The 24434-nt window shown below is 71.8% G+C and carries 21 protein-coding genes; 9 read left to right on the forward strand and 12 right to left on the reverse strand.

Annotated elements, in window-relative coordinates; translation table 11 throughout:
- The first annotated feature begins 327 nt into the window (after positions 1-327).
- From NFR93_RS15245 to NFR93_RS15270, 6 genes are all read left to right on the forward strand, one after another.
- On the forward strand, positions 328-1848 hold the full coding sequence (locus NFR93_RS15245) for an NCS1 family nucleobase:cation symporter-1 (protein ID WP_251455228.1): 1521 nt from the start codon (positions 328-330) through the stop codon (positions 1846-1848).
- Positions 1848-3227 (forward strand): allantoinase AllB, encoded by a 1380-nt coding sequence (allB, locus tag NFR93_RS15250; RefSeq protein ID WP_251455230.1) that lies wholly within the window; start codon positions 1848-1850, stop codon positions 3225-3227. Before NFR93_RS15245 ends, allB begins: the two co-directional genes overlap by 1 nt.
- Positions 3228-3307: 80 nt before the next feature.
- Positions 3308-4399 carry an acetamidase/formamidase family protein gene (locus tag NFR93_RS15255; RefSeq protein WP_251455232.1) on the forward strand — a complete coding sequence of 364 codons (1092 nt, stop codon included), beginning with the start codon at positions 3308-3310 and terminating at the stop codon, positions 4397-4399.
- Entirely contained in the window at positions 4392-6044 is a 1653-nt protein-coding gene (locus tag NFR93_RS15260; RefSeq protein WP_251455235.1) for an AtzH-like domain-containing protein, read from the forward strand. The genes NFR93_RS15255 and NFR93_RS15260 overlap by 8 nt, the downstream gene beginning before the upstream one ends.
- A 292-nt stretch (positions 6045-6336) precedes the next feature.
- Positions 6337-7518, forward strand: a complete 1182-nt coding sequence (locus NFR93_RS15265; protein WP_251455399.1) for a pyridoxal-phosphate-dependent aminotransferase family protein — start codon at positions 6337-6339, stop codon at positions 7516-7518.
- Position 7519: 1 nt separating this feature from the next.
- Positions 7520-8815, forward strand: coding sequence for an allantoate amidohydrolase (locus NFR93_RS15270; RefSeq protein WP_251455238.1), 1296 nt, complete (start codon positions 7520-7522; stop codon positions 8813-8815).
- Between the two features lie 16 nt (positions 8816-8831).
- Here the strand turns inward: NFR93_RS15270 and NFR93_RS15275 are convergent, their stop codons facing one another.
- The 9 genes from NFR93_RS15275 to NFR93_RS15315 all read right to left on the reverse strand — a co-directional run bounded on the left by NFR93_RS15275 (position 8832) and on the right by NFR93_RS15315 (position 19707).
- On the reverse strand, positions 8832-9728 hold the full coding sequence (locus NFR93_RS15275) for a hypothetical protein (protein WP_251455241.1): 897 nt from the start codon (positions 9726-9728) through the stop codon (positions 8832-8834).
- Positions 9729-9823: 95 nt separating this feature from the next.
- Positions 9824-10627: an ABC transporter permease gene (locus tag NFR93_RS15280; protein WP_251455244.1), complete on the reverse strand. Its 804-nt coding sequence runs from the start codon at positions 10625-10627 to the stop codon at positions 9824-9826.
- Positions 10624-11430: an ABC transporter permease gene (locus tag NFR93_RS15285; protein WP_251455247.1), complete on the reverse strand. Its 807-nt coding sequence runs from the start codon at positions 11428-11430 to the stop codon at positions 10624-10626. The genes NFR93_RS15280 and NFR93_RS15285 overlap by 4 nt, the downstream gene beginning before the upstream one ends.
- Positions 11430-12266, reverse strand: coding sequence for an ABC transporter ATP-binding protein (locus NFR93_RS15290; RefSeq protein WP_251455250.1), 837 nt, complete (start codon positions 12264-12266; stop codon positions 11430-11432). Before NFR93_RS15290 ends, NFR93_RS15285 begins: the two co-directional genes overlap by 1 nt.
- 6 nt (positions 12267-12272) lie before the next feature.
- Positions 12273-13388, reverse strand: coding sequence for an ABC transporter substrate-binding protein (locus NFR93_RS15295; protein WP_251455253.1), 1116 nt, complete (start codon positions 13386-13388; stop codon positions 12273-12275).
- A gap of 104 nt (positions 13389-13492) precedes the next feature.
- Positions 13493-16270: a molybdopterin-dependent oxidoreductase gene (locus NFR93_RS15300; protein WP_251455256.1), complete on the reverse strand. Its 2778-nt coding sequence runs from the start codon at positions 16268-16270 to the stop codon at positions 13493-13495.
- A complete protein-coding gene (locus tag NFR93_RS15305; RefSeq protein ID WP_251455259.1) occupies positions 16267-17103 on the reverse strand; it encodes an FAD binding domain-containing protein in 837 nt (278 codons plus the stop codon). The genes NFR93_RS15300 and NFR93_RS15305 overlap by 4 nt, the downstream gene beginning before the upstream one ends.
- Positions 17104-17113: 10 nt before the next feature.
- The gene (locus tag NFR93_RS15310; RefSeq protein ID WP_251455262.1) at positions 17114-18472 is read right to left on the reverse strand and encodes an 8-oxoguanine deaminase; all 1359 of its coding nucleotides are present in this window, start codon (positions 18470-18472) and stop codon (positions 17114-17116) included.
- A complete protein-coding gene (locus NFR93_RS15315; RefSeq protein WP_251455265.1) occupies positions 18469-19707 on the reverse strand; it encodes an XdhC family protein in 1239 nt (412 codons plus the stop codon). Before NFR93_RS15315 ends, NFR93_RS15310 begins: the two co-directional genes overlap by 4 nt.
- Positions 19708-19810: 103 nt before the next feature.
- On the opposite strand from NFR93_RS15315, the gene NFR93_RS15320 reads away from it, so the two are divergent.
- Positions 19811-20374, forward strand: coding sequence for a nucleotidyltransferase family protein (locus tag NFR93_RS15320; protein ID WP_251455268.1), 564 nt, complete (start codon positions 19811-19813; stop codon positions 20372-20374).
- Between the two features lie 40 nt (positions 20375-20414).
- Here NFR93_RS15320 and NFR93_RS15325 read toward each other — a convergent pair whose 3' ends face one another.
- Positions 20415-21347, reverse strand: a complete 933-nt coding sequence (locus tag NFR93_RS15325) for a 2-hydroxyacid dehydrogenase (RefSeq protein WP_251455270.1) — start codon at positions 21345-21347, stop codon at positions 20415-20417.
- A gap of 59 nt (positions 21348-21406) precedes the next feature.
- Here NFR93_RS15325 and NFR93_RS15330 point away from each other — a divergent pair, with 59 nt between their 5' ends.
- The gene (locus tag NFR93_RS15330; protein WP_251455272.1) at positions 21407-21841 is read left to right on the forward strand and encodes a DUF1761 domain-containing protein; all 435 of its coding nucleotides are present in this window, start codon (positions 21407-21409) and stop codon (positions 21839-21841) included.
- Positions 21842-21852: 11 nt separating this feature from the next.
- Here the strand turns inward: NFR93_RS15330 and purQ are convergent, their stop codons facing one another.
- Together purQ and purS are read right to left on the reverse strand one after the other, a co-directional pair.
- Positions 21853-22560: a phosphoribosylformylglycinamidine synthase subunit PurQ gene (purQ, locus tag NFR93_RS15335; protein WP_251455275.1), complete on the reverse strand. Its 708-nt coding sequence runs from the start codon at positions 22558-22560 to the stop codon at positions 21853-21855.
- Positions 22557-22805, reverse strand: a complete 249-nt coding sequence (gene purS / locus NFR93_RS15340; RefSeq protein ID WP_251455278.1) for a phosphoribosylformylglycinamidine synthase subunit PurS — start codon at positions 22803-22805, stop codon at positions 22557-22559. Before purS ends, purQ begins: the two co-directional genes overlap by 4 nt.
- 318 nt (positions 22806-23123) lie before the next feature.
- Here purS and NFR93_RS15345 point away from each other — a divergent pair, with 318 nt between their 5' ends.
- Complete coding sequence (locus NFR93_RS15345) at positions 23124-24398, forward strand: ABC transporter substrate-binding protein (RefSeq protein ID WP_251455281.1); 1275 nt, start codon at positions 23124-23126, stop codon at positions 24396-24398.
- Positions 24399-24434 lie beyond the last annotated feature (36 nt).

The following is a 24434-nucleotide window of genomic DNA, read 5'->3' on the forward strand; positions in this document are numbered from 1 at the left end:
AGCTGGACGCGTGCGGTGGGTGGGGTGCGGCATCCGGGGTTCGGATCACGTGGTGTCGCCGAGCGCACCCGTTGCGTGCGCTCGTGCCGGGTGGTCTCGGTGAGATCACGTGTTCTGGACGCCAGGTGAGGGCGGGCAGCCCCCGAACGGATGCCGGGGCTTAAGCCCCGACTTAACGCGAGCGTTACACGAGGGAAACCGGGCCGAGCCCCGGGCGGCATAGCTTCGTGCCACGGGGCGCCGCCCGCGTGCCGCCGGCACGACCGGCGGTCCCGCGGGCATCTCCGCCCGCCGAGCACCACCCCCACGTCCGTGACGGGAGCAGCCATGACCTCGACCATCCCCACCTCCGAGTTCGACACCGCCATCGGTGACGACCGGCATCCTTCTCTGCACAACGACGACCTCGCGCCGCTCCCCTCCGAGAAGCGCCGGTGGGGAGCGTTCGAGATCTTCAACGTGTGGACCAACGACGTGCAGAGCCTGGCGGGCTACACCCTGGCCGCGGGCCTGTTCGTCACCGCCGGGATCAACGGCTGGTGGGTCTTCGCGGCGATCATCCTCGCCGGCTTCTTCGTGAACTGGCTCGTGAACCTGACCGGCAAGCCGAGCGTGAAGTACGGCATCCCGTACGCGGTGATGGCGCGGTCGAGCATGGGCGTGCAGGGGGCGCAGTTCCCCGCACTCATCCGCGGCATCGTCGCGATGTTCTGGTACGGCGCGCAGACCTACTTCGCCTCGACCGCGGTGGCCATGGCGCTCAACGCCGTCTTCGGCAACCCCGAGCTGCCCGTGTTCCTGGGGATGGACGCGATCGACTGGGTCGCGTACGTCTTCGTCGCGGTGCTCCAGGTCGCGCTGTTCGTGGGCGGCATCGCGTGGATCGAGAGGTTCCTCAACGTCGCCGGACCCGCCGTCTACGCGGTCATGGTCATCCTCCTCGTGGTGATCTGGATCCAGGCGGGCGACCGCCTGCTGCCCGCCGTCGGCTCGCTCTTCGCAGGCGACGATCGGGTCGGATGGGACGCGGTCCTCGCCTTCGTCGGCGTCATCGGCACGATGATCGCCTACTTCTCGGCGGTCGTGATCAACTTCGGCGACTTCGCGCGCTTCTCGCGCAGCGAGGGTGCCATGCGCCGCGGCAACTTCCTCGGGCTGCCGGTGAGCCTGGCCTTCTTCACGTTCCTGTCGCTGTTCATCACCGCCGGCGCCTACATCGTGCTGCAGGGCGGCGAGGGCGAGCCCCTCACGAACCCCGCCGAGATCGTCGGCCTCGTCGGCAACGTGTTCCTCACGATCGTCGCCGCAGTGACCTTCGTGATCGCGACGATCGGGATCAACCTCGTCGCGAACTTCATCCCGCCGGCCTACGACCTGTCGAACCTCGCGCCGCAGCGGATCAGCTTCCGCGCCGGCGGGTACATCACGGCCGCGTTCGGCTTCGTCGTCGGCGCGCTGTGGGTCGCCACGATCAGTCGGATCGGGCTGCCCGCCTTCGTCGACACCCTTGGCGCGATCCTCGCACCGCTCTACGGTGTGCTGGTGGCCGACTTCTACATCATCCAGCGCCGGCGCCTGAAGGTGGCCGACCTTTACTCGATGGACCCGGCGGGCCGCTATCACTACCAGAAGGGCTGGAACCTGCGGGCGATCGTCGTCGTCGGCGTCGCGGCGGTGTTCTCGATCGCCGCGGTGTGGATGCCGGCGCTGCAGGCGCTGAGCGGCTTCGCGTGGGTGATCGGCGCCGTCCTCGGCGGTCTGCTGTACCTTGCCGCGATGTGGAACCTGCGCGCCGAAGCCGGCGACACCGCACCCGCGGTCGAGACCGCAGTCGAGACGGGAGCGTGATGGGCGATCGCCGCGTCATCCGGGCGAGCGGGACCTTCCTCGACGGTGCGTTCCAGCCCGCGGCGGTCGTCGTCGAGGACGGCGTCATCGTCGACGTGACCGCCGTCGGGGCCCGCATCCCCGGAGCCGCGGCCGTCGTCGTCCCCGACGACGCCGTCCTCCTCCCCGGTCTGGTCGACTCGCACGTGCACGTCAACGAGCCGGGCCGCACCGAGTGGGAGGGGTTCCGGTCCGCCACGCTCGCCGCGGCCGCGGGCGGCGTCACCACGATCGTCGACATGCCGCTCAACTCCATCCCGCCGACCATCAGCCCCGAGGCTCTCGACGTGAAGAAGGCCGCCGCCGCGGCATCCGCCTTCATCGACATCGGATTCTGGGGCGGCGCGGTCCCCGAGAACCTCGGTCGGCTCGCCCCGCTGCACGACGCCGGCGTCTTCGGCTTCAAGTGCTTCCTGGCGCCGTCGGGCGTCGAGGAGTTCGGCCACCTCGACCGGTCGCAGCTCGCCGCAGCCATGGAGGAGATCGCCGCGATCGGGTCGCGCCTCATCGTCCACGCCGAAGACCCCGACCTGCTCGGCCGTGACGGCGCGCTCGGCCGGGGGTACGACGCGTTCCTGGCGTCGCGGCCGCCGGCGAGCGAGGCGTCGGCGATCGCGTCCGTCATCGCCGAGGCGCGGCGCACCGGCGCCGGCGCCCACATCCTGCATCTCAGCGACGCGGGATCGTTGCCGGCCATCCGGGCGGCCAAGGCCGACGGCGTGCGGCTGACCGTCGAGACGTGCCCGCACTACCTGACGATCGCCGCCGAGGAGATCCCCGACGGCGCGGCGGAGTTCAAGTGCTGCCCGCCGATCCGCGAGTCGGCCAATCGCGACCTGCTGTGGCGGGGCGTGCTCGACGGCACGATCGACGCGATCGTCAGCGATCATTCGCCGTCGACCGTCGACCTCAAGCGCTCCGGCGGCGGCGACTTCGGTCTCGCGTGGGGCGGCATCGCCGGGCTCCAGGTGGGCTTGTCGGCGGTGTGGACCGAGGCGCGAGCACGCGGCATCCCGCTCGAACGCGTGCTCCCGCTGTACACGACCGGCCCGACGCGGGTCGCCGGACTCGACGGACTCGGCGTGATCGAGCCGGGAGCGCCGGCGCACCTGGCGGTCTTCGGCACCGATGACGCGTTCCCCATCGAGGCCCGCGAGCTCCTGCACAAGAACCCGATCACCGCGTACGACCATCGCCTCCTCACCGGGCGGGTGCGGCGCACCTGGCTGCACGGGAGGACGATCTACGACGCGACCGAGGGTGCGCCCGGGCACGCGCCGCGCTTTCGCGCCGCACCGGCCGGCCGGCTGCTGTCGGCGCGCACGGGGGTGACGACATGACCGTGCACGTAAGCGCCGGGACGCGGCCGCGCACGACCGCCGCTCACGCGCCGAGCCCGGGGATGGGATTGGATGGGCCCATGCCCACCGATGTGCTCCAGCCCGGACACGGCGAGATCGCCGGCGACCACTATCTCCCGGCGACGCCGGCCACCGTGATGTGGGGACGGCTTCCCTGCTCGCAGGATGCCGCGGCCCTCACCATCGGCCCGGGTGACACGGTCACCGTCGACACCGTCAGCCATGAGGGCGTGCTCGAAGACCAGGGCAAGGACCCGGTCGCCTACTTCACCGGCCACGGCGTGCCGCGGGAGCAGATCCTCGACGACGCGATCGAGATCGCCGCGACCCTCTCCCGCAACCCGGACCAGGACGGTCCTCACGTGATCACCGGACCGATCCGAGTCGAGGGGGCGATGCCCGGCGACCTGCTGCGGATCACCGTCGACCGGCTGCAGCCGCGCGTGCCGTACGGCGTCATCTCCAACCGCCACGGCAAGGGCGCCCTCGCGGGCGAGCTGCCGCGCGGCCCGGGGAGCGTGAGCGTCTTCTGCCCGGTCGCCGAGCGCGACGGTCGCCTGGTCGGGACGCTGCCGGTCGTCGAGGGCGGCCCGCGGGTGGTGGCGTTCCCGCTGGCGCCCTTCCTCGGCACGATGGGGGTGGCCGTCGCCGGCGGCGAGCGGCCGCACTCCGTCCCGCCCGGCCGTCACGGCGGCAACATCGACATCAACCTGCTGACAGAGGGCGCCGTCCTCTACCTGCCGGTGCAGGTCGAGGGCGCGCTGGCCTACGTCGGCGACCCCCATTTCGCGCAGGGCGACGGGGAGGTCGCGCTCACCGCGCTCGAGGCGTCCCTGCGCGCCACCTTGCGCTTCGACGTGGTGCCGCGCAAGGAGGCGCTGGCGGAGTTCGGCGAGGTTCTCGGTCCGCTCGTCCGCGCGGGCGGATACCTCGTCCCCACCGGCATGCACCCCGACCTCGACGAGGCGATGCGCGCGTGCGTCCGCGCGGCGATCGCCCTCATCCGGGCGCGCTGGGGACTCGACGAGCATCTGGCCTACGCCTACCTCAGTGCGGCGACCGACTTCGACATCTCGCAGGTGGTCGACATCGTGTGCGGCGTGCACGCCCGCATCCGCGAGACCGATTTCGCGGAGGTGGGCGATGAGTGAGGGTGCGGACGCCCGCTCGGCGGAGGCGCCGGGGAGCGGCATCCCGGGGGCGGAGTCCCTGCCCGATGATCTTCTCGCAGCCTTCGTGCGCTACGAAGAGGCGATCCTCGCGGACGATCTCGCACACCTCGACGCGGCTTTCGCGCCCGGCGAGCGCACGATGCGCGGCGACGCGGCGGGGCTGCTCGTGGGGCACGACGCGATCTCGGCCTTCCGCGGCACCCGCGGCGGCGTCCCGGCGCGGGTCATCGAGCGCATCGAGCATCGCGAGCTGGGTGAGGATGCCGCACTCGTCGTCTCGGTGTCGCGTTATGCGTCGGGCGGGACCGGACTGCAGACCCAGGTGTGGCAGCGGACCGACGGAGCGTGGCGGATCACCGCCGCGCACGTCACGCCGCGCGCGCAGGCGCTGAACCGTGCGATCTGGCGGACGGTCGGCGACCCGCTGTTCCAGGGCGCGTGGGAGGGTCCCCTGGCCGGGCTCACCGTCGCGGTGAAGGACCTCTTCGCCATCAAGGGCTACCGCATCGGCGCCGGCAACCCCGCGTTCCTCGACAGCGTCACACCCGAGACCGCCACGGCCGCGGCGGTGAGCGACCTGCTGCGTGGCGGGGCGTCGCTGCGGGGCATCGCGCGCACCGACGAGTTCGCGTACTCCATCGCTGGCGACAACGTCCACTACGGCACGCCACCCAACGGGGCCCTGCCGGGCGCACTGCCGGGCGGCTCGTCGAGCGGGCCGGCGTCCGCCGTCGCGACCGGGCAGGCCGAGATCGGGCTCGCCACCGACACCGCCGGATCCATACGGGTGCCGGCCTCGTATCAGGGCCTGTGGGGACTGCGGACGACGCACGGGCTCGTGCCGCGGCAGGGTCTGCTGCCTCTCGCGCAGTCCTTCGACACCGTCGGCTGGCTCACGCGGGACGGCGAGACGCTGCAGCGCGTCGCCGACTGGTGCCTGAGCTACGGCGGATCCGAGAGCACCGAGAGCGTCTACGGCGAATCGGGGACCGACCTGCCGTGGCGGTTCCTGGTGCCGACCGAGATGCTCGAGACGGTCGAGCCGGCCACCCGGGCGGCGTTCGAGGCCTTCCTGACGGCGCTCGCCGCGAGTCCCGACGCCCCGCCCGTCGACACCGTGTCGATCGGCGACCTCGACGCATACGTCGCCCCGTTCCGCACCGTGCAGGGCGCGGAGGCCTGGCGCAACAACGGCGACTGGCTGCGCGAGCACCCCGGCGCCGTCGGTTCCGCCGTCGCCGAGCGCTTCCGTGCCGCGGCCGCCATCACCGCAGAAGACGAAGCCGCCGCCCGCCGCGCGCTCGAACCGCTGGCCGAGCGTCTCGCCGGGCTCGTCGACGACGCCGTCCTGCTGCTGCCGACGGTTCCCGGCCCGGCGCCGATGCGCACGAGCGCGGGGGAGCGGGTGGATGCCGTCCGCGCCGCCACGCTCCGGCTCACCACCCCGGCGGCCGTCGCCGGGCTTCCCGCCCTGTCGATGCCGTTGCTCACCGTCGCCGCGCAGACCGGTCCCGCCCCGGTCGGGGTGTGCGCGATCGCGCGTGCCGGCACCGACATCGCTCTGGTCCGCCTCGGCCGGCGGCTCGCCGCGGCTGCCGTCCCGGCATCCGGGATCGCCTCGTGACCGTCCCCCACCGCGCCCCCGACGAGCGGCCAGATCACGTGTTCGCGGCGAACGCGCCCTCCTCCGGTGCCCAGATCACGTGTTTCCGCCGAACGCACACGTCGCGCGCGCACCGGACGGGTGGTCTCGGTGACAACACGTGATCTCGGCGCGATGAACCCCGCGACCTGCGCCGTGCGCCCCGACGCCCGCCCCGCCTCGCGCCCGACGACCACCCCACGCCCCGCCGCTCGTTCCAGGAGACCCCGTGAGCCACATCCCCGGCCCCATCGACCCGCCCGCGCGCCTGCTCATGGGGCCCGGGCCGATCTCGGCGTACCCGAGCGTGCTGCAGGCGATGTCGGCGCCGCTGGTCGGCCAGTACGACCCCTTCATGACGGCCACGATGACCGAGACCCAGCAGCTCTACCGCGAGGTGTGGGGCACCGCCAACGACGCGACCGTGCTCATCGACGGCACGTCGCGGGCGGGGATCGAGGCCGCGATGATCTCGCTCGTGCGCCCGGGAGACCGCGTGCTCGTCCCGGTGTTCGGGCGATTCGGGCACCTGCTCGCCGAGATCGCCGAGCGGGCGCTGGCCGAAGTGCACACCATCGAGGTGCCGTGGGGGCAGGTCTTCCCCGTGTCGGCGATCGAAGAGGCCGTCGCCCGCGTGCGACCGCACCTCGTCGCCGTCGTGCAGGGCGACACCTCGACCACGATGCTGCAGCCCCTCGACGAGATCGGCGCCGTCTGCGCCGCCCACGGCGCGCTGTTCTACACCGACGCGACCGCGTCGCTCGGCGGCAACGACTTCGAGGCCGACGCCTGGGGTCTGGATGCCGCAACCGCCGGCCTGCAGAAATGCCTGGGCGGTCCGTCCGGATCGGCCCCGCTGACCCTCTCGGACCGTGCGGTCGCGGTCGTCCGGTCGCGGGCGAGGGTCGAGGCGGGCATCCGCGAGGACGGCGACCCCGATGCGGACGACTTCGTGCGCTCGAACTACTTCGACCTCGGCATGATCCTCGACTACTGGGGCCCTCGCCGCCTCAACCACCACACCGAAGCCACCTCGATGCTCTACGGCGCACGCGAGTGCGCCCGGGTTCTGCTGGCCGAAGGGCGCGACGCCGTCGTCGAGCGCCACCGCCTCGCCGGGGCCGCCATGCTCGCCGGCGTCGAGGGTCTCGGGCTCACCGTCTTCGGCGATGTCGCGCACAAGATGTCGAACGTCGTCGCGGTCGAGATCCCCGACGGGGTTCCCGGCGATGTCGCGCGCCAGGCCATGCTCGAGGACTTCGGCATCGAGATCGGCACGTCGTTCGGCCCGCTGCACGGTCGGGTGTGGCGCATCGGCACCATGGGCTATAACGCCCGCAAGGATGCCGTGTTCACGACGCTCGTCGCCCTGGAGGCGGTGCTGCGGCGGTTCGGCGCACACGTGGCTCCCGGCGGGGGAGTGGATGCCGCCAGCGACATATACCGGAGCGCGTGACGTGCCGGCACCCCTCCTCGACGTCGACCGCGACCGGATCGCCACCGCCGCCCGGCGCGTGATGGCCCGCTGCGACGAGCTCGCGCGCGTGTCGGCGACCGCCGGCGCCATCGAGCGGGTCTACCTCTCGCCCGAGCATGCCCGTGTGAACCGCCTGGCCGCCGAATGGATGCGCGAGATCGGCATGACGACGAGGCAGGATGCCGCGGGCAACCAGCTCGGGCGTCTCGGTGACCCCGATCGTCCCGCCCTCATGATCGGGTCGCACCTCGACACGGTTCCCGACGCGGGACGGTTCGACGGGATCGTCGGCGTGCTCATGGCCCTCGAGGTCGTCCGCCTGCTGCGCGGGTCCGGCGGCCACGAGGACGGTGCCGGGTCGCCGCTGCCGTTCGCGCTCGAGGTGATCGCGTTCTCGGACGAAGAGGGCACGCGATTCGGGAAGGCGCTGCTCGGTTCGTCCGCGGTCGCCGGAACCTGGGACGACGCCTGGTGGGCGCTCGCGGATGCCGACGGAACGACCCTGCGCGAGGCCTTCCTGGAGTTCGGCCTCGATCCCGGCCGCATCCGCGAGGCCGCGAGGCACCCGGACGAACTCGTCGGCTACCTCGAGGCCCACATCGAGCAGGGGCCGGAGCTCGACGAGCGGGGCGAGTCGCTCGCCGTCGTGTCGTCGATCGCGAGTGCGCGCCGGTTCCAGCTCGTCGTCGAAGGGGAGGCGCGGCACGCCGGGGGGACCCCGTACGACCGTCGCCGCGATGCGCTCCTCGGGGCCTCCGAGGCGGCGCTGGCCGTCGAGCGGGTATGCCGGTCCGAGCATCACATCGTCGGCACCGTGGGTCAGCTCGAGGCCTACCCCGGCGCGGTGAACATCGTGCCCGGCGAGGCCCACCTCTCTCTCGACCTGCGCGGCGAGTTCGACGGCGAGCGGGACCGGGTGTGGCAGCGGATCGAGCGCGAGTTCGACGACATCATGGGCCGGCGCGGCCTGCGCTGGCATTCCCGCGAGATCCACAACGCCCCCGCGGTGTACTGCGCACCCCTGCTGCAGGACGTCATGCGGGCCGGCATCCGCGCTGCCACCCCGAACGGTCCGGCGGATCCGGCGGTCATCTTCAGCCGCGCCGGTCACGACGGCATGGCGATCGGCGCGGTGGCCGATGTCGGGATGCTGTTCCTCCGCAACCCGGACGGCATCAGTCATCACCCCGACGAGTCGGTGTCGGCGGGCGACGTCGCGCGCGGCATCCAGGCCCTGAGCGAGGCCGTGCTGCTGCTCGCCGCCGAACGCGGCTGACGCCTCAGTCCGGGCGTCAGTCGATCGGAACGCCGCCGAATGTCCCGCCGGTGTAGGTGACCCCGTCTTCGCCCGTGGTGCCGAGCACGAACGACAGCGCGCCCTCCGGGGCCACGTCGGCCAGAGCCGGGTCGGTGAGCCGGTCGGAGATCTGCTCGACCTCGTCGGGTTCGAGTCCCGACACGTAGAGGGTCGGTGAGGCATCGGGGCGCGGCTCGGCCTCGAGCACGACTTCGGCGTGAGGGTACTCCTGCGCGATGCGCACCACCTCGTGGATGGCGGCGTCGGCGGTGCGGGCGGGCACGTGGACGATGCGCAGGCGCTCATCGACGGACTGCAGGGTGTACGTGCCGCCGTCGGCGAACAGGTCGAGGTCCTTGATCGACGTGAAGGTCCACTCGAATTCGGCCATGTCGATGATGGTCACCGTCGGCCAGCCGTCCGCGATGCTGATTCCGGTCGTCCCCGGAGTGCCCGCCACCTCGAGGACGTCGGTCAGGGTCTGCTCGATCTCGGCGGCGTCCGCCGGGTAGACCTGCAGGGTCCACGCCGGAGGCGGGGTGATCTCGGCGTCCAGCTGCGGCACCTCGACGGGTTCCCGCTGCAGGATCGCCTCACCCGGCAGCGACTCGGCCGCCGCGGCATCCCGCACCCGGCCGGCCAGGGCGAGGGTCTCCTCGTCGGTGGCCGAGCCGATGATCGTCACGGCGACCGACTCGCGACCCTGCGTGGCGCAGTCGGCCACGAGCGGGTCCTCGCACAGCTGCGCGAGCGACTCGGGCGTGCCCGACGGGGTCGGCGTGCTCGTCGTGCCGCCCGCGCATCCCGCGAGCGCCAGCACGGGTGCCAGCGCGAGCGCGCCGATGAGCGCCGCGCCCGCGGCGCGCGGCATCGTCCGGGTCTGGCGTCGCACCCGTGCACCTTCCGTTCCGGCGTCGCCGTCCTCGACGCGCCGTCCCCATCGACGGTACTCGATGCCCCGCCCCTCGGGGCGGTCGGCGCCCGCTGTCAGCGCTGCGCGCCGGCCATCCCCATGCGCGCGAGCACGATGTTCTCGACGACCTGCACGATGTTGTAGAGCAGCAGCGTCACGATCGTGATGAGGGCGACCGATGCCCACAGATCGTCGAACCGGGCGGATGCCGTGAATTTGACGATCATGCCGCCGATGCCCGTCCCGGTCGAGAGCCACTCGGCCAGCAGTGCGCCGGTGACCGCTCCGGGCACCGACACGCGCGCCGCGGCGAACAGCGACGGCAGGGCGCCGGGGACGCTCACCTTGCGCAGCTGCGTGGCGCGTCCGCCGCCGTACACGTGGACGAGGTCGAGGCTCTCCTTGGAGGCGCGACTGAGGCCGAACATGATCGAGGCGAGCGCGGGGAAGAGAACCACGATCGACCCGATGACGGCGACCGAGGCCGGTGTGCCGCGGCCGGTGATGAGGATGATGACCGGCGCGATCGCGACCAGCGGCACCGACCGCAGCAGTAGGGCGAGCGGCATGACACCGGCCTCGACGGCGCGCGAGAGCGAGAAGACGACGGCCAGGGCGGTCGCGACGAGCATGCCGACGGCGAAGCCCAGGGCGGCGTCCTGCAGTGTCTGCCACAGGAGCGGCAGCAGGTCGGCGCGGTGCGCCGCGGCATCCGGGTCGATGAAGAGGAACTCCCACACCTGCGCGGGACCCTTGGCGACGAACGGAGAGATGCCGGTGAGGTTCACCACCGCCCACCACAGCGCGACGATGATCACGAGGGTCAGCAGCGCGTTGAGCAGCGAACGCCCGACGGCGCGGCCCATGGCGTTCATCATGCGACGGCCCTCCCCGACACCCACGGGGTGACGGCTCGTGACAGCAGTCCGACGAGGGCGTACCCGATGAGGGCGACGACGGCCGAGAGCAGGAACACCGCCCATACGCGCGCGGAGTCCAGGTCGCCCTGCAGCTTGATGAGGGTGATGCCGACGCCGCGGTCGATTCCCCCCATGTATTCGCCGAGGACGGCTCCGAGGAACGCCGACGGCACCGCGATCTGCAGGGCGTTGAGGATCGCCGGGAGGGCCGCGATGAGCCGCACCTTGCGCAGCGCCGTGAAGCGGGATCCGCCGTACACGTGCACGACGTCCAGGCTCGCCTTGTCGGCGGCCTTGAAGCCGAGGAGGGCGCCGACGACGGTGGTGAAGAAGACCGCCAGCGCGGCGAGGAAGATCGCCGTCGAGCTGGGGTCGCCCGGGCGCTTGGCGCCGCCGAGCACGACGATCGCGATGCCACCGACCGCGACCACCGGCAGGCAGTAGCTGACGACGGCGATCTGGGTGACGATCGGCTCGATGCGGGGGATCAGCAGCACGGTCGCCGCCAGCAGCAGCGCGATCGCGTTCCCCCACGCGTAGCCGATGAGGGCTTCGGTGATGGTCACCTGGAAGACGCTCCAGTAGGGCGCGAGACCGTCCTGCCAGATCGTCTGGAACACCGTGAAGGGCGACGGCACCGGAGTGAACGTGGTGCCCGGCGGGGGCTGGAAGATCGTCGCCGAGAAGACCCACCAGCCCAGCAGGATGGCGACGGCCCCGATGACTCCCGCGAGCCAGCCCGGGATGCGACGGCGGGTCATCAGGCTTCCGCCGCGGCCCGGCCGTCCGAGCCGAAGAGCAGCTCCGACGCGCGGTCCACGAGCGCGTGGAACTCGGGCGTGCGCATCATGTCGGGGGTGCGGGGGCGGGGCAGGTCGACCTCGATGATCTCCTTGATGCGGCCGGGGCGCGGGCTCATGACGGCGACGCGGTCCGACAGGAAGATCGCCTCGGAGATGCCGTGGGTGACCAGCAGCGTCGTGGCGGGCTTCTCGGTCCAGATCCGCAGCAGCTCGAGGTTGAGGTTCTGCCGGGTCATGTCGTCGAGCGCGCCGAAGGGCTCGTCGAGCAGCAGCACCGAGGGCTTCAGTGCCAGGGCGCGCGCGATCGAGACGCGCTGGCGCATGCCGCCCGACAGCTGGGCGGGCTTGGCCTTCTCGAACCCGGTGAGCCCGACCAGTTGGATGAGCTCGTCGATGTACGCCTTGTCGGGTCTGCGGCCGGCGATCTCGAAGACCAGACGGATGTTGGTCAGCACGCTCCGCCACGGCAGCAGCGCGTGGTCCTGGAAGGCGATCCCCAGCTCGCTGTCGCGGCGCAGCTGCGCCGGCGTCTTGCCGTCCACGAACACCTCACCCGTGCTCGGGTGCTCGAGGTCGGCGAGGATGCGCAGGATCGTCGACTTGCCGCAGCCCGAGGGGCCGAGAAGCGCCAGGAACGATCCCTTGTCGGTGTGCAGGTGGGTGTCCTGCAGTGCGGTGACGGTCTTCCCGCGCCCGGTGTGGAAGGTCTTGCTGAGGCCGTCGATCCGGATGCCGGTACCGCCGGCCCGCGAGGGGCTGGAGGTACCGGCATCCGATGTGATGTCCGTGGTCATGAGTCCCTAGGGAAGGTAGTCCTTGAGCTCGGGCATCTCGGCGTAGATCTCGTCGATGATGGTCGTGTCGAAGAGGTCCTCGACCGACACCTCCCAGCCGGCGGCGGCGAGGGAGTCGACGGTCTGCTGCTTGAGCTCGTCGGAGATGGTGAACAGGCCGTTCGCCTCGGTCTCCTCGGTGGAGATGAGGAGCTTCTCGGCCTCGAGGCCGAGCGCCGTCTTCTCGGGGTCGAGCGCCCCGAAGATGGCCTCGAGGCCCTCCTCGGACTCGGCGGCCGCGGCGTTGTAGTACTCCTCGACCAGCGACACGGTGTCCTCGGTCGACTCCTGGAAGACGTCCGTCCAGCCCTTGATCTCGGCGATCAGGAACGCCTTCAGCAGCTCGGGGTTCTCGGCCAGGTACTGGTCGGTGACGCTGAAGGTCTCAGCGACGTAGGGCACGCCGTTGTCGGCGTACGACAGGTTGGTGATGTCGTAGCCGGCCAGCTCGACGGTCAGTGCCTCGTTGGTCAGGTAGGCCATGAAGCCGTCGACCTCGCCGTTCATCAGCGGGGTCGGGTCGAAGTCCACGGGCACGACGGTGACGTCGCCCTCGTCGATGCCGTTGGCGTTGAGGAGCGCGGCGAAGACCGAGGCGTTGGAGTCCTGCACACCGATCGTCTTGCCGACGAGGTCCTCAGGGCTCTGGATGTCGCCGCCGTCGGCGAGCGACAGGATCGTGAACGGGTTCTTCTGGAAGGTCGCGCCGATGATCTTCAGCGGGGCTTCCTGCTCGGCGATCGCGGCGCCGATCGAGGCGGCGTCGCTCAGGGCGACCTGGACCGATCCCGAGAGCAGCTTGGCCACGCCGGTGTCGGGACCCGAGATGCCGATGACCTCGTCGAAGCCCGCCTCGTCGTAGTAGCCGTTCTCGTAGGCGTAGAACTCGCCCGCGAACTCCTCGTTCTTGATCCACGAGTACTGCACGCTGATCTCGCCGTACGAGGCCTCATCGGTGCCCTCGGCTCCGCCGGTCGACGTCTCGCTGCCGGCGCAGCCGCCGAGGATCAGTGCGGATGCGGCGACCGCCGCTGCGACCGTGCCCAGCCGGGCACGCCGCTTCAGGTTGCTGTGAACTGCCATCGGGCTGGCTCTCCCTTGAAAAGTGGGTGATAACGGCATGACGCTAGTCCCGGCACGTTTCGGCCCCCGCCCCGCCGTGTTTCCGAGATGTGACGCGAAGCCGGTCAGGATGCCGGGGTCTGCGCGACGCGCCACACGCGCTCGCGGGTGAACGGCAGCTCGAACGGGCGCCCGCCGAGGGCGCGCGCGATGGCGTTGCCGACGGCGGGAGCCACCGGGTTGTACGGCGACTCGCTCATCGACTTCGCGCCGAACGGGCCCACGGTGTCGTGGGTGTCGGCGAGGTACACCTCGGTGTCGGGCACGTCGGCGGACTGCGGCACGCGGTACAGCCGGAAGACGGGGTTCGACACCGCGCCGTTCTCGTCGATCAGCACCTCTTCGTAGAGCGCGCTGCCGAGTCCCTGCGCCGCGCCCCCCTCGATCTGCCCGCGCAGCTGGGCCGGGTTGAGCGCGACTCCGGCGTCGGCGGACTGCACCGACTGCAGCACGCGCACCGAACCGGTCTCGCGCTCGACCGCCACGCGCACCGCGTGCACGTTGAACGCGAGGCTCCGCCGAGCCCCGGGTTCGGATCCGTGGGCGGTCAGTCCCTCGTCGGTGCACTCCGCGGCATCCGCGGCGGCGACGATCTCGGCGAAGCCCACCACGCGGTCGCCGACGCGTACGCCGTCCGCGGTCAGCTCGGCCGCGCCGTCACCGGCGATGCCGACCGCCAGCGCCAGCATCCGCTCGCGCAGCGCCGTGCAGGCAGAGGCCAGCGCCTGGCCGGCGATGACCGTGCCCGCCGACGCGAAGGCTCCTGTGTCGTGGCGCACGAGATCGGTGTCGCTGGCCCGCAGCACGAGCCGATCCGCGGATGCCGCGAGCACCGACGCCGCGATCTGCCGGTGCACGGTGCTGGTGCCGTTGCCGAACTCGGCGGTCCCGACCGCCAGGGCGAACGTGCCGTCGGGGCGCAGCGTCGCGGTCGTGTCGGAGAAGTGGCCGCCGGGTGCGGCGCCCGCGATGAGCGAGATCGCCATGCCCTCGCCGACCGCCCACCCGGCAGGGGCCTCGACGCCGTTGCCGCGGCGGAGGGCGGACTCGGCGAGGTCGAGGCACTGGTCGAGGCCGTACGAACCCCACACCAGGTCGGGCTCGGGGTGCTCGTGCACTGTCAGCAGCGGGTCTCCCTCGCGGACGGCGTTGATGCGGCGCAGGTCGAACGGGTCTATGTCGAGCTCGTCGGCGAGCATGTCCATCGCCGACTCGACCGCGAGGATCACCTGGCCGAGCCCGTATCCGCGGAACGCCCCCGAGGGGACCGTGTTCGTGTAGACGGCCTCGGCGTCGATGCGCATGACAGGCGTGCGGTAGACGTTGAGCGACTCCGACACGCTGTGGAAGAGCACGCCGATGGCGTGGTTGCCGTACGCGCCGGTGTCGCTGAGGACGTCGAGGGTCATCGCGGTCAGCGTGCCGTCGGCATCCGCGCCCAGCGACACCGAGACCCGGAAGGGATGCCGCACGGACGTGCGTCGGAACTCGTCGGTGCGCGAGAGCTCGTACGCGACAGGGCGTCCCGTGGCGAGCACGGCGAGGGCGACGATGTCTTCGGCGAAGATCTCCTGCTTGCCGCCGAAGCCGCCGCCCACCCGCGGCGCGAAGACGCGCACGCGCTCGGGAGGCAGGCCGAAGATGTGTGCGAGTTCGTCGCGCGCGAGGAACGGCACCTGGGTGCTGGAGCGGATGACGAGACGGCCGCCGTCGTCGAGCCACCCGATGGCCCCGTGGGTCTCGAGCTGCGCGTGCGACACGCGTCCGGTGCGCCACGTGCCGCTCACGCGGACCGCGCTCGCCGCGAGGACGGTCTCGGGGTCGCCGCCGCGCCCGGCGTGCAGGGTCGCCACGACGTTCCGGTGGGCTTCGGCGACCCGCTCGGCCGGCGTGCGGTCGGGGTGCAGCAGCGGCGCACCCGGTCGGCGGGCGTCCTCGGGGTCGAACACCGCGGGGAGCACGTCGTACACGACGTCGATGAGCGCGAGCGCGGCGTCGGCGATCTCGGCGGTCTCGGCGACCACCGCCGCCACCCGCTGGCCGACGAAGCGGACGACGTCGTCGAGCACGCGCGTGTCGTCGGGGTCGTCGGTGCGGTGCTCGTGACGGCCGGACGAGTAGCGCGTGGCGGGCGCGTCGACGTGGGTCAGCACGGCGACGACGCCCGGGAGCGCCCGTGCGGCGGCAGCGTCGATCGCCGTGATGCGCGCGTGGGCGTGCGGCGAGCCGAGCACGCGGAGCACGAGGGCGTCCGGGGCCTCGGGACCGTCGAACGTGAACGGCTCGAGCCCCTGCACGATGCGTCGGGCCGGCTCGGGCGACACCGAGCGACCGACGCCGACGTCGAGGGAGCCGGGTGTGGGGCGGCTTTCAGGCGCGGCGTCGCGTGCCGGGCCGGTGTCGCGCACGGGGCCCAGCACGGACTCCCGGATCGCCTCGCGGATGGGGCGGTACCCGGTGCAGCGGCACAGGTTGCCCTTGAGGCGTCGGTCGAGGTCGTCGAGGTCGTCGGGGGTGAAGGTCGACGCGGTGACGCTCATGCCGGGGGTGCAGAACCCGCACTGGAACCCGAAGTGCTCGACGAGCGCCTCCTGCACCGGGTGCAGTGCGTCGCCGGGGGCGAGACCGGCGGCTGTCGTGATGACCGCGCCTTCGGCCCGCTGGGCGGGGATGATGCACGAGTGCACGGGAACGCCGTCGAGGATGACGCCGCATGCGCCGCAGTCCCCGGCGTCGCAGCCTTTCTTGACTTCGGTGTGGCCGTGCTCGCGAAGGAGCGTCCGCAGGCACTGACCCGCGCGCGGCTCGGTCTCCAGCGGCGTCCCATTGACCTCGATCCTCATCGGTGCGCCCCCTCTGCCAGCTCCGCGCGGACGCGCTCGGCCAGCACGATGCTCACGCCGCGGCGCCAGTCCGCGGCCCCGAGCGAGTCGGTGAACCAGCCGGATGCCGCCCCCACCGCCTCTGCCAGGGTGGCCTCGTCCGGCATCCGGTCGAATCGCAGCACCACGGGCCGCTCCACGGCGGCGGTGACCGCGATCACCGTCTCGCCGTCGTCAGCGGTGCGCCCGGTGACGACGGCGCCGGAGCGGCCGAGCTCGGCGAGGGCGATCTTGCGGAGGGCGGCGCGCGCACGCAGCGCGCCGGCGGGGATCACGATCGCCCGCAGCACCTCGCCGGGCGCGAGCGCGTTGGTGGCGTTGCCCGTCACGAATTCCGAGACCGGCATATTCACGGTTCCGCCGTACGGCGTCCAGATCTCGGCGACGGCGTCGAGCGCCACGGCGAACGAGATCATCGACCCGGCGGGGAAGGCGCGGCACAGGTTCCCGCCGACGGTGGCGGTGTGCCAGATCTTGTACGAGGCAAGCAGCGCGTCCGCGGCATCCGGGATCATGCGGATCGCGCGCCACGAGGGCGGCACGGGCTGCGTGCCACGGCCCTCCGCCCACGCGCGCAGGGTCGCGATCGTGCAGGTGGCTCCGATCCGGAGCCCCGCGTCGGTGATCTCGAGGTGGGGCCAGCCCAGGGTGGTGAGGTCCACGAACCCGGTCGTGCCGGGCTGTGGCTCGCTCATCAGCCACGTGCCGCCGCCGAGCACCACCTCGCCGGGGGCGAGGGTGAGATCCTCGCGCGAGCGGGCGCGTCGGAAGGATGCGACGCCGGTGATGTCCATGCGCTGCGCCTCAGAGTCTCTCGGCCAGTTCGCGCGAGGCGCGGGCGACCTCGCGGGCGAGGGTGTCCTCGTCGGTGGTGACGAGCCGGGTCTTCTCGACGACCGGGCGGCCCCCCACGAGCAGACGCTCGAGGGGCGGCAGCGCGCCCAGCCCGAGCGCGGCGACCGGGTCGAGGATGCCGGCGTGCTCGACGCCGTCGACGCGCCAGACGGCGATGTCGGCGAGCTTTCCCGCCTCGAGCGAGCCGAGCTCGTCGTGGCGACCGAGCACGCGGGCCCCGCCGATCGTGCCCATGCGCAGCGCGTCGCGCACGCTCATCGAGTCCGACCCGGTGCGGAGCCGATTCATCAGCACCGCCTCGCGCACCTCGACGCCCAGCTGCCCCGACTCGTTCGACGCCGCGCCGTCCACCCCGAGGCCCACGGGCACCCCTGCGTCGAGCATCGCCCGCACCGGAGCGATGCCGGCGGCCAGCCGCGCGTTCGACGACGGGCAGTGCGCGACGCCCGTGCCGGTCGCGGCATATCTTGCGATCGCGCGATCGTCGAGGTGCACGGCATGCGCCATCCAGACGTCGTCGCCGAGCCACCCGAGGTCTTCGAGGTACTGGGTGGGGCTCTTGCCGAAGTGCTCGAGGCAGTAGGCGTCCTCTTCGACGGTCTCGGAGGCGTGCGTGTGCAGCCGCACATCGAGGGACCGGGCCAGCACCGCGGCCTCGCGCAGCAGGTCGGCGGTCACCGAGAACGGTGAGCACGGCGCGATGGCCACCCGCACCATCGCGTCGCGCGCGCGGTCGTGGTAGCGCTCGACCGCCTCCTGCGACGCGGCGAGGGCGGCGTCGGTCGCCTCGACGGCGAAGTCCGGCGGCAGACCGCCCTGCGACGCTCCGAGATCCATCGAGCCGCGCGTGGCATGAAGGCGCACGCCGACCCGCGACGCCGACTCGACCAGGGCTCCGACGATGTCGCCCGAACCCTGCGGGAAGATGTAATGGTGGTCGCCGACCGTGGTGCAGCCCGATCGCGCGAGCACGGCCATCGCCCCGGCCGCACCGGTGCCGGTGAGTCCGGCGTCGATGCGCGACCACAGCGGGTACAGCTCGGTCAGCCAGTCGAACAGGATCGCGTCCTGCGCGTACCCGCGGGTCAGCCACTGGTACAGGTGGTGGTGGGTGTTGATCAGTCCCGGGGTCACCAGGCACCCGGTCGCGTCGATCACCTCGGCGCCGTCGCGCAGCATCCGGTCCGCCGGGCCCGCACCGACCGCCGTGATCACGCCGTCGTCGATCACGACATGCCCGCCGTCGAACTCCGCGCCCGAGGCGTCGACGGTGGCGACATAGCCGTTCTCGATGATGGTGCGGGTCATGCCGGGGCTCCTGTCGGAAGACTGTCGTCGGGGGATGCGCACGCGGCGGATGCTGCGACGGCGGCATCCGGGTCTGCGGCCTTCGTGCCCGTCGAAGCGGGCCGGCGGTGCAGCGGACCGGTGCGCTCCCGCAGCGGCACGCCCGAGCCACCGTGGCGGGAGGCGACGATCTCGGCGAGGACCGACAACGCCGTCTCGACGGGCTCAGCGCCGCCGAGGTCGAGCCCGAGCGGCGAGTGCAGCCGGGCCAGGTCGACCTCGCTCACGCCGGCCTCGCGCAGCAGAGCGGCGCGGTGATCGACGGTGCGCCGCGCACCCATCGCGCCGACGAAGCCGATCGGCATCGTCAGCGCCTGGTGCAGCGCGGGGACGTCGAGACGTTCGTCGTGGGTGAGGACGCACACGGCGGTGCGGGCGTCGACCTCGTCGTCGCCCAGCGAAGCGAGGTACTCGTGGGGGAGTGCCGTGATGAGCCCCTCGGCGTCGGGGAAGCGCTCGGGTGTCACGAGTGTCTGCCACGGGTCGCAGACGGTGACGGCGAATCCGGCGGCGGCGCCGACGCGGCAGAGCGCCGCCGCATGCTCGCCGGCCCCGAGGACGATGAGCCGAGCGCGTGGCGCGTGGGAGAGCAGCAGGATGTCGGCGCCCTGATATGCCGCAGGAAGCATGATGCTGTCGCGCATCGCGATGGCCCGTGCAGCGAGGTGCGTCGCCGACGGGTCGCCGTCGCCGATGGTCACGTCGGGGGCCGCTCGGGTGATTGGGGCCCCGACGAGTGCGACGTCGTCGAATGCGGTTCCGGCCGGCGCGACGCCGGGGATGGAGATCACACGGCCGGCGGCGGCGCCCGATGCCACCACGGCCACCGACGTACCGCGGTCGTCGGCTGCGCTCTCGAGTGCGGCCACGGTGGCCGTGTCGGCCGGATCGATCCGGTAGGCGATGACGTCGACCTGCCCGCCGCATGCCAGCCCGGCGGCGTGCGCGGTCTCGTCCGAGAACCCGAACCGGGCGCGAGGGGCCGTGCCCGTGGCCAGCGCCGTGTGGGCGAGCAGGATGGCGTCGCTTTCGACGCAGCCGCCCGAGATCGAGCCCAGCACGGCGCCGTCGGCGGTGACCGCCATGGTGGCGCCCACCCCTCTCGGGGCGCTGCGGGCCACGTTCGTCACCGTCACCGCCGCGACGGAGACCCCCGCACGCAGCAGCGGCAGCAGGTCACGGGCCAGTTCGAGCATGTGGCAACGCTAACCCGCCCTGTGTTACGTGCGCACTACGCTCGGGATCGGCCCTTCTCGCGGCGGGGTCGGGGCTCGGACGTCGTGCGGAAGAAGGAAAGCCATGCGGGTATGCGGGCTGGTCCTCGCCGCCGGAGCGGGCACCCGCTTCGGCGGGCCCAAGGGACTGGCCCGCGACGCCGACGGCGAGCCGTGGGTGGCCCGAGCGGTCCGGATGCTGCGCGCCGGCGGCTGCGACGAGGTGCTCGTGGCGGTGGGAGCCGCGGGCGACGCGGTGGCCGCCCTGGTTCCGTCCGAGGCGAGCGTCGTCCGCGTGCCGGAATGGCGGGCCGGCGTCTCGGCCACCCTGCGAGCGGGTTCGGTCGCGGCATCCGAACGATCGGCCGACGTCGTCGTCGTGACCCCCGTGGACACCCCCGACGCTCCCGCCGACGCCGTCAGCCGGGTCCTCGCCGTCCTCGGCGACGACCCCGCGGCGGGACTGGCGCAGGCGGTCTACCGGGGCCGGCCCGGGCACCCGGTCGCCATTGGCCGAGCGCATCTGGCCGCGCTCGGCGCCGCGGTGTCCGGAGACCGCGGAGCGCGACCCTACCTCGCCTCACACGACGTGATCGAGGTCGAGTGCGGCGACCTCTGGTCGGGCGAGGATGTCGACGCCCGCGCGTGACCGCACGCACCGGTCGCCCTTGCGGCAACCGGGCCCGGCGTCAGCTTTCGATGACGACGTTGAGCGGATCGTCGCCGGCCAGCATCCGGTCGATCTGCCGGCGCACCAGCCGGGCGATGCGCGGGCGCATGGCCGTCGACGCGCCGCCGACGTGCGGCACCACGAGCGCCCCGGGCATCGACCACAGCGGATGGCCCTCGGGAAGGGGTTCGGGATCCGTGACGTCCAGCGCCGCCCGCACCCGCCCGCGCCCCAGATGATCGACCAGCGCGCCGGTGTCGACGAGCGACCCGCGTCCCACGTTCACCAGCAGCGCGCCGTCGGGCAGGGCGGAGAGGAAGGCGTCGTCGACGATGTGCCGAGTGGACTCACCGCCTGGCAGCGACACGATGACGATCTCGGCGCGCGGCAGCAGGTCGGGCAGCTCGTCCACGCCGTGCACCGGCATCCCGTCCTCAGTTCGTGCGTTCGAGGCGACGGCGGTGATCTCGACCTCGAAACCGGCGAGGCGCGCGGCGATCGCCTTGCCGACGCCGCCGTATCCGAGCAGCAGCACGCGCCGGTCGGCCAGGCTCTCGGCGAACTCCGGTGCCCACCGCCCGTCGGTCTGGGCGCGGACGTACGCGGGGATCCGGCGCTGCGCAGCCAGGGCGAGCGCGACGGCGAGCTCGGCCGTCGAGGTCTCGTGCACCGACGCGGCGTTCGCGAACACGTGCCCAGGAGGCAGGTGATCGGCGATCCCCTCGTAGCCGATCGACTGGCTCTGCACGAGGCGCGTCTCGACGCCCGCGAGGTGGGGGAGCATGACGCTCGCACTCATGTACGGGGGCACGACGATGTCGATCCGCTCACGGGGTGCCGCGGCATCCATTCGCCACTGGATGACCTCGACGCCCTCGGGGAGCGGTTCGAGGTCGGTGGCCAGTTTGGCGCTCGGGACGGACACGATGAGATTTCGGATGCCGGTGCTCACCGTTCCACGCTACCCGGCGCTACGCTCGGCGCGACGGCAACCGAGAGGCTGGAGGCGCCATGCAGGTTCCCGAGATCAACTACTGGGCGGTCATCCTCGCGACGCTCTCCACCCTCGTCGTCGGCACCGTCTGGTACTCGCCGAAGGTGTTCGGCACGCGCTGGGCGGCGCTGGCGAAGGTCGACATGGACCGCCCCGGAGCCTCCGCGCTGTGGCCGATCATCACCACGGTCATCGTCAGCTTCATCTCCGCCTGGGTGCTGGCCGGCTCCACCTCGATCGCATGGCACTTCTACGGCGGTGGATACCTGCTGGCGGCGCTCGGCACCGCCGTGATCCTGTGGGCGGGCTTCACCGCCGCGCGCTTCATCACCCACGACGCCTTCGAGGGGCGCCCGACGTCGCTGACCGTGATGAACATCGGCCACGAGGTCGTGACGTTCGTGGTGATGGCGCTCATCATCGGGCTCTGGCCGCCCGCCGGAACCGTCTGACCCGCGAGAACCTAGGCGGCGGCGCCCACCACCGCGCGCACGGCGGCGGTGAAGAAGCTCAGGCCGTCGACTCCGGAACGGGTCGCGGCGGCCGTGTCGGGACCGAAGCCGGGCTCGACCGCGTGCTCGGGGTGCGGCATGAGGCCGACGACGTTGCCGTGCTCGTTCGTGAGGCCTGCGATGTCGTCGAGCGAGCCGTTCGGGTTCACACCGACATAGCGGAAGGCCACGAGGCCTTCGCCTTCGACCCGCTCCAGCGTCTCGGCGCTGCAGATGTAGCCGCCGTCGGCGTTCTTCAGCGGGATGACGATCTCCTGGCCGCGCGAGAAGTGGTTCGTCCAGGCGGTGTCGGAGTTCTCCACGCGCAGGCGCTGGTCGCGGCGGATGAACTGCTGATGCGCGTTGCGGATCAGACCGCCCGGCAGCAGGTGCGCCTCGACCAGCATCTGGAATCCGTTGCAGATGCCGAGGATGGGCATGCCCTTGGCCGCGGCGTCCTTGACCTCCGACATGATCGGCGCGAGCGCGGCGATCGCCCCGGCGCGCAGATAGTCGCCGTAGCTGAAGCCGCCGGGCAGCACGAGCGCGTCGACGCCCTCGAGGTCGTGCGAACCGTGCCACAGGGCGACCGGCTCTGCGCCGGCGAGTCGCACGGCGCGCTGCGCATCGCGGTCGTCGAGCGAACCGGGGAAGGTGATGACCCCGATGCGGACGGTCACTCGACCACCTCGACGCCGACCACGTCCTCGATCACCGCGTTCGAGAGGATCTCGTCGGCTACCTTGCGGGCCGCCGCGAGCACGTCCTCGGTGACCTCGCCCTCGACGGCGAGCTCGAAGCGCTTGCCGATGCGGACCGAGCTGAAGTCCTCGATTCCGAGCCGGGACAGAGCCCCGGCGACCGCCTTGCCCTGGGGGTCCAGGAGCTCGGCCTTGGGCATGACGTCGACGACGATGGTGGGCATCTGAATTCTCCTGGCGGCCGCAGGCCGCAGCTATCGGTCGTTGAGCGACGAGCGCAGCCAGAAGCCGAACGCCGGATGTCGCGGGCAGGGAACGCCGACAAGTCTACGGCGCGAGGCGATGCCGCGACGAAACGGTGTCGTGATCAAACCGTGACCACCTCGTGGGAGCGCTCCCTTGACAGACTTGAGAGCGCTCCCGTAACGTAACCCGCACATCGTGAGAGCGCTCCCAAACGCACTCGCGTTCGATCGGCCGATAGGGAATCGGCCGCATCCCGTCACCTCACACGACACCACCCACACCACAAAGGAGTGACAGTGAAATCACGCGCCTTCCGCAGGAGCGCAGCGGCCGTCGCCGCGTTCTCGGCCACAGCAATCGTCCTCGCGGGCTGCTCGACCGGCGACACCGCCGGCGAGGGCTCGAGCGAGGGTGAGGAGATCACCCTCACCGTCGCGACGTTCAACGACTTCGGCTACACGGACGAGCTCTTCCAGGAGTACATGGACGAGAACCCCGACGTCACGATCGTCCACAATCGCGCCGCCGAGTCCGGCGATGCGCGTGCGAACTACTTCCAGAAGCTCGGCAAGGGCGGTCTGGCCGACATCGAGGCCGTCGAGATCGACTGGTTCGCCGAGGCCATGCAGTACTCCGACCTGCTCGCGGAGGCTCCCGACAGCGTCAAGGGCCGCTGGCTCGACTGGAAGGAAGCCGCCGCGACCGACGCAGACGGCCGCCTCGTGGGCTTCGGCACCGACATCGGCCCGCAGAGCATCTGCTACCGCGCCGACCTGTTCGAGGCCGCCGGCCTGCCCAGCGACCGCGAGGGTGTCGCCGAGCTGTTCGACGGCGACTGGGAGAACTTCCTCGACGTCGCCGACCAGTACCGCGAGGCCACCGGCAAGCCGATGATCGACTCCGCCAACTCGGTGCTCCAGGGCATCGTGAACCAGATCGAGTACACCTACTCCGAGGCCGACGGCACGTCCATCGCCACCTCGAACCCCGAGATCGCCGATGCCTACGAGCTCGTCATCGAGCGCGCCGTGCCGAACTCGGCCTACTCGGGCCAGTGGTCCGACGACTGGTTCGCCTCGATGGCCAACGGCGAGTTCGCCACCATGCTGTGCCCGGGCTGGATGCTCGGCGTGATCTCGGGCACCGCGCCCGACGTCACCGGCTGGGACATCGCGGATGTCTTCCCGAACGGCGGCGGCAACTGGGGCGGGTCGTACCTGACCGTCCCCGCCGACGGCGAGAACGTGGATGCCGCACTCGCGCTGGCCGACTGGCTGACGGCTCCCGAGCAGCAGATGAAGGCGTTCGAGGCTGCGGGCACGTTCCCGAGCCAGCTCGAGGCCCTCGAGAGCGAAGAGCTCACGAGCGCGACGAACGAGTACTTCAACGAGGCGCCCACCGGTGAGATCCTCTCCAACCGCGCCGCGGCCGTCACGGTCACGCCCTACAAGGACGCCGACTACTTCAAGTACCACGACGCCCTGCAGAACGCGGTGAACCGCGTGTTCGACGGTCTCGAAGACCCCGAGACCTCATGGAACACGTGGGTCGCCGAGGTCGAGGCCTTCTGATCCCCAGGCGGGTGCGGGCCCACAGCCCGCACCCGC

This window comes from Microbacterium sp. Marseille-Q6648, from assembly GCF_943181415.1.
GTDB lineage: Bacteria > Actinomycetota > Actinomycetes > Actinomycetales > Microbacteriaceae > Microbacterium.